General features: G+C 46.3%; 3 protein-coding genes. 2 read left to right on the top strand and 1 reads right to left on the bottom strand.

Annotated elements, in window-relative coordinates; translation table 11 throughout:
- The first annotated feature begins 210 nt into the window (after window positions 1–210).
- Window positions 211–3099: a TonB-dependent receptor gene (locus GOB82_RS12830; RefSeq protein ID WP_166123689.1), complete on the top strand. Its 2889-nt coding sequence runs from the start codon at window positions 211–213 to the stop codon at window positions 3097–3099.
- A gap of 121 nt (window positions 3100–3220) precedes the next feature.
- Here the strand turns inward: GOB82_RS12830 and GOB82_RS12825 are convergent, their stop codons facing one another.
- Entirely contained in the window at window positions 3221–4159 is a 939-nt protein-coding gene (locus GOB82_RS12825) for a LysR family transcriptional regulator (protein WP_166123687.1), read from the bottom strand.
- A gap of 618 nt (window positions 4160–4777) precedes the next feature.
- Between GOB82_RS12825 and GOB82_RS12820 the strand changes: the two genes are divergently transcribed.
- Window positions 4778–5875, top strand: a 1098-nt coding sequence (locus tag GOB82_RS12820; RefSeq protein ID WP_338078198.1) for an autotransporter strand-loop-strand O-heptosyltransferase, incomplete at its 3' end; no start/stop codon positions are given.

Here is a 5875-nt window from a genome sequence, read left to right as displayed (position 1 = left end):
TCGTCACTCAATGCTCGTGCCATCACCATCTCCATCAATGGAAACGGTGAATCACAATCTATGCCCCATGTCACCCCACACGATTCATCGTTCAGTGGACGTGCTCTAGAATAGGAGGTTGTCTCCGAACTGTCACAAAAAAAGACGGCGGGAAAAGCAAGGCAACAGACTCATTGAAGGCAGATGTCTCTGTCACACAAGGTCGCAAGTATGTCTCTTCTGAGCCGACACCGTCTGTTTTTATGCCTTTCTGCCGCGGCCACGCTTGTGCCTGCTGCTTCTGTAGCAGCAGAAACGAAGGTGTCTTTCGCTATTCCCGCGCAAAAGCTGACATCCGCCCTCATGGCTTTCAGCCAACAGTCCGGCCTGCATATGGCCTTTGATGGGAAAGCGACCGACAAGCTGCGTTCCGCCCCGCTGTACGGGAAAATGGACACGCTCAAGGCGTTGCATACGCTGATTGGTGAGAGCGGGTTTAAAATTGATGCCTCGAACCCGAATATTGTAACCCTGCGTGCGTCCACCGGGAAGAAACATGGTGAGTCCCATGATCCGGACGCCAACCTGACAGTGCAGGGGCACAGGAGAAGCAGCCTCCAGACCAAGCGCAGTTATGCCGGGGTGGTGGACAGCATCACCTATGATGATCTGTCGAGCCTTGGTGGCGGAGCGTCTTCCGTGGCTGATCTGCTCGTCCAACTGCCCGGGGTGACCGGTATTCAAGATGGCGATCAGCCGCGGTATGTCAGCGTGCGCGGTATTTCCCCTGATTTGAACCAGACAACACTTGATGGCCTCACCCTTGCCACGATTGGTGATAATGGCGGTGGGACACGGCGCGTAAACTTGCAGAATATTCCGGGTGAATTAACCGGGCAAGACAATATTTACAAGACGTTTACGGCTGAGCAGGATGGTGGCGCGATTGGTGCCGTTATTGATATGACACCAAGAAGCGCCTTTGATTATAAAGGCCTATATAAATATCTCGATGCATATGGTGTCTACTCAACTTACAAAGGTGCTGCCGGTGTCAATAAGGTTCCCGGTGTTTCTCCCCATCTGGCGCAAGGGGTGAAAGCGGTCGTTGCAGACAGGTTTGGAAGCAACAAGGAGTTCGGTATTATTGCGTCTTTCCGTTACCAGAAGCGTATCCGGAATTCTTATAAAAAATGGCAGGACACCAATTATTATTACGATAATAAAGGGAATCCTGTAGGAGGTGAGAGCAATAACGTACCTGACCGTTCACAGGGTTGGAATGGTCTGAATGCCCCTGCGGATATTGAAGATGGCAATTATTCAAACGCCATTACAAATCTTGGCGGTTCCGCACGGGCAGAGTGGCGGCCTGTCAATTCAGGCTTTACCGCCTCTCTCATGGGGTACACCTATGAGAGGTGGGAAAATTCCACGATGGATCACACCTACCTCCTGCTTGATAACCCTCAGGTCTGGAATCAGACGCCAACTAGTGGTCGTGAACTGATTTATCGGTCAGCCAGTTACGTGCGGCAGGACCGATGGCAGACAAACAGTAACGGCGTTTTGGGCAATATCGGGTGGCATGACAATATCTCAGCGCTCAAGCTGCGTGTTGGCTATACTTGGGAGGAATACCAGAATTATCAGCCGCGCCTGACAGCCTATGCCTATCCCAAAAAGCAGGGTATGTACCCTCTATACGGTGATTATCAGTATAATGATAATTTCGCGACGCTTTCCAATGTCAGTGACCTTGGAAAATTGACGTCTATGAAATACAATTTCAGTCAGCTTCAGCAATATGATGATAATGCGCGTGAAGGTGTTACAAACGTGCGCCTTGATTATACCCGCAACCTCAATCCAGACTCTCACGGCTTTGGCTTTGCGTCAGGGTTTGAATGGCGCACCTTGAATGTGACTGATCAGATGAATTATAAGGATTATATTGCTGGTGGTGATGCCAGTGCCTACATGTTTACGCCGAACTTCAAACCGCCCGGCACGTTCTACACACTTCCATGGATTAATATGACATCCTTCCCATGGGATAAGCAGAAGCTTGATATTCCAACGAGCCGGAATGACACTTTAAGTTCATTTTATCGCTATAAAGAACAGCTTCTGGATGGCTATCTTTCTCTTCATTACAAATGGCGGCATTCGCAACTCATTGCAGGGGTGCGGGCTGATGGTATCAATTTCTCTGCCTTTACACCGCAGATTAATGCGGGCACTGCAACAGGCAAGATCACCAAAAATAATGGTGGTTATCTGAACCCGTTGCCATCTGTGACATTCGTGCATGAGTTCCCGCACAATCTCCTGCTCCACGCGGCATGGAGTGAGAGTGTCGGGCGGCCGTTACCGAGTGATGTTGCTCAGGCGCAGAAAATCAATTGCAGTGACGATGCAAAAAAAGGCGCTGAATGCACCCTGTCTCGTGGGAACCCCAATCTTCGTCCGCGTCGTGCGCAGAATTTTGATGTGTCCCTTGATAAATATTTTGATCGCGGGCACGGCGTTTTCAGCGTGGCGTATTTCGATAAAATGATTAAGGATGATATTTATACCCTGAGTGATTATCAGATTCTCAATGGGATACGCACGCAGGTTACAGAACCACTCAATGCTAACAAATCTTCCCTTATGGGAGTGGAAGTTTCCATTGTTGATCGCAAGATACAAGGACCGTGGAAGCAGAGTTTTGACCTCTCAGCCAACGGAACCTGGATGCGTGGACGCATGAATTATACGTCTTCTGCAGGTACCTACAAACTGCATCAGTTGCCGGACCAGCCGAACTACATTTTTAATAGTTCCTTGACCTGGCATATCCCGCAGGTTCGTGGTGCGATCCGTGCAACATTTTCGTACACACCAAAGTATTTGACAGACCCGGCATCAAACCCCTGGCAGAATGCTGGCTACGGTCAGCTTGCCAGTTTGGATCTCGGGGCATGGCATGACATTACGGATAATATCCGCTTCAAATACGAAGTGTATAATCTGGTTGGCGCCCACAGAACCTACACAATGGGTGATCACCTTCAGCAGATTAGTGAAAAAGACTATTATGGACGCAGCATCTATTTCGAAGTGGTTGTAAATTAAAAGGATATTGGCAGCTTCGTATTCATCCCCACTTCCAAGTTTGTGGGGATGATATGCTGTGGTCTATCACTCACAATAGAGTATATGTAGCTTCTTCTTTTCATCGAAACTGGCAACCATCTTAATCGGGAGAGGAAAGTTGGGGTGTTTGGGGGTGAAAAAGAGCTACACCGGCAGTGTAGATACTATTGATAAGATCGAGTGCTAAAGGTTTATTTTTGAGATTTTTTGTGAAGAGGACGTCAATATAAATCGGGTCAAGTTCTTCGTTTGTTTTTATTTTATAGATTTCACCTTCTTGTATCAGAGCCGCAGTCGAACTTTCACAGGCAACGAAAATACAATCAAAATGTATACCTTGATAAGCGCATAAATAAATTGAATCGACAATCATAAATGTATTTGTGAATTCATAAGATATTTTCCCATTCAATGATGTTAAGTAATTGTTGTCTTCTGAACTAATCTTTATGATTGGGAACTTTGTCAACTCTTGTATGGAATACATTCTATCTTCCGTTACAAAGCTATTATTCTTTCTCGCATAAAATCCAAGTTTTGCTTTCGAGATGTTCTTAAGTAGCATTTGTTGTGCATCATTATTGTGTCGACCCGAGCCAACAAAAATAGTGTTCTCTTTTATATTGTCTTTTGACAAATAACCATTGCTTATGAGTCTTATTTTATTTCGATCTCTTTTGTCAATAAATTCACTGATGCATTTTGAAACCCATGCATCAAGAAAAAAGTCGCTCGTTATAAGGGTAATATCCAAGGAATCATCTTGCGAAATTTCTTTCTCGTAAGAAAGTATTTCTTCGAGAAGAGAATTTAAGATATTATAATAATTTTTCCCGCATTCTGTTAGAGAAAGTTTATTCCCAGCTTTTTTTACAAGTTTTACGGATAGGTTTTTCTCAAGATTATTAATACATCTTGAGACAGTTGATGGGTAGATATTCAAACTTTCAGCAGCTTTGGTTAAATTTCCGTGACGGCAAAAGTTTAGAAAAACTTCTCGTTCTGAAAGATTTAACGATGGCTTTTGGGGTGCTGGCAAGTTCTGAATCCTAAATGTTCTTAATTTATAAACAAACGTATTTGGTCTAGTTAGATATTTTTCTGCATGGGATATTTTTTTTTGGGAACTAAAAACTTAGTAATTATAATTAATTTTTTAATAGTGTTTTAATTGGAATTGTCAAAAATATTTCTGAGGTGCATATAGATGAAAAAGTTCACAAAGTCTGTAATATTAACATTATAAGTAATAGTAATAAATTATTTTGTAGAGATTGTATTGTTTTACAATATAAAAAATACTTTGATAGCAGCATTTAAATTAAAAATTTATTATAATTGTTCTGGGCTGATGAACAATGAAGCCTGAGAGTAGTGTTGACTTATTAATATAATCTTAACAAATTTTTCTGAATCGTCATATTTGTGTGTACGCAAAATGTCTTTGCGTGCGAGTGCGTTTTCTTGAGCTTCTTGCTTCATTAAGTCTGGCATTTAACAATTATTAACGATTATGGTCGCCATCTTGAAGACGATGGAAATAGATCAGGTCGGTGTGCGGGGAGCCTGGTCAAATGAAAGCAATGTCTTGTGCGGGGTGTCGGTGACACAGGCGCCGCCAGAAGAGCAACACGCAACAACGTCTGATACCCGAAATGTGTCAGCGCAACCTGCTGCTGCAGTCGTTGGAGCGCGTCAGAGTCCATACCCATTACCGAGTTCAGATCCTACCCAGGTTGGTGATCACGGTATTCTGTTTGATTTCAATGAAGGATGCCGCGTGCGCCTGCCTGTTCTGGACGGCGGAAGCTGGCGTGTAAGCCTGAAAGACCTTGATACAAACAATGTGCTCTTTGAGCATGCCGGTCTTCAGGGGGCGTTTGTCCGTTCCAGCAAGCGCTGGTTTGTTCGGTTCGGGCTCGAAGTCTGGAAAGAAACCCAGGCTGCTGATGGCCAGAACCACACGGAACTGGTGCTTTCCCACGTTTATGAAGCGAAAGATCAGGATGTCCTGATCCAGTTCCCCATCGGCACACTGGGCGATACCCTTGCCTGGATGCCCTACGCCGCGCGCTTTGCCCGGCAGCGCGGCGCACGCGTGACCTGCGCGCTCTCAAAACTGATCCGGCCATTATTCGAGGCCGCCTATCCTCATATCCGCTTTGTCACGCATGAAGAGGTTACGGAACAGGATCTGGCAAAAACCTTTTATGCCACCTACAGCCTCGGCCTGTTCTTTGAGGATGCGGCCTGTGACTGGCAACCAACTGACTTCCGGTTTGTCGGCCTGCACAAAACGGCAGGCTATATCCTCGGGGTCAGCCCGGAAGAAGAACCGGCCAAAATCAGCTTCTCCGATGAAGGACGGCCAATTGAAGAGCCTTATGTCTGCATTGCCGTGCAGGCGTCCTCCCAGTGCAAATACTGGAACAATCCTACCGGCTGGTCAGGTGTCATCATCTGGCTGAAACAGCAGGGCTACCGGGTGGTGTGTATCGACCAGAAAGCCGTGCACGGTACAGGCATTATCTGGAACCATATCCCCTTTGGCGTGGAAGACCAGACGGGTGACCGCTCCCTGGCCGAGCGGGCACGCTGGCTGAAGCACGCCGCCTTTTTCATTGGCAACAGCTCAGGGCTGGCCTGGCTGGCATGGTCCGCCGGAACACCTGTTGTCATGATCTCGGGGTTTACACACCCGACCAACGAATTCGCAACGCCGTTTCGGGTCATTAACTGGCACACCTGCAATTCC

Source organism: Acetobacter farinalis, from assembly GCF_011516935.1.
Taxonomy (GTDB): domain Bacteria; phylum Pseudomonadota; class Alphaproteobacteria; order Acetobacterales; family Acetobacteraceae; genus Acetobacter; species Acetobacter farinalis.
The sequence above is the reverse complement of the archived record's forward strand: the minus strand, read 5'-3'. Positions and strand labels throughout refer to the sequence as shown.

Excerpts from the sequence above, each read along its gene's own strand:
- GOB82_RS12830 (WP_166123689.1), top strand. The coding sequence starts at position 211 with ATGTCTCTTCTGAGCCGACACCGTCTGTTTTTATGCCTTTCTGCCGCG.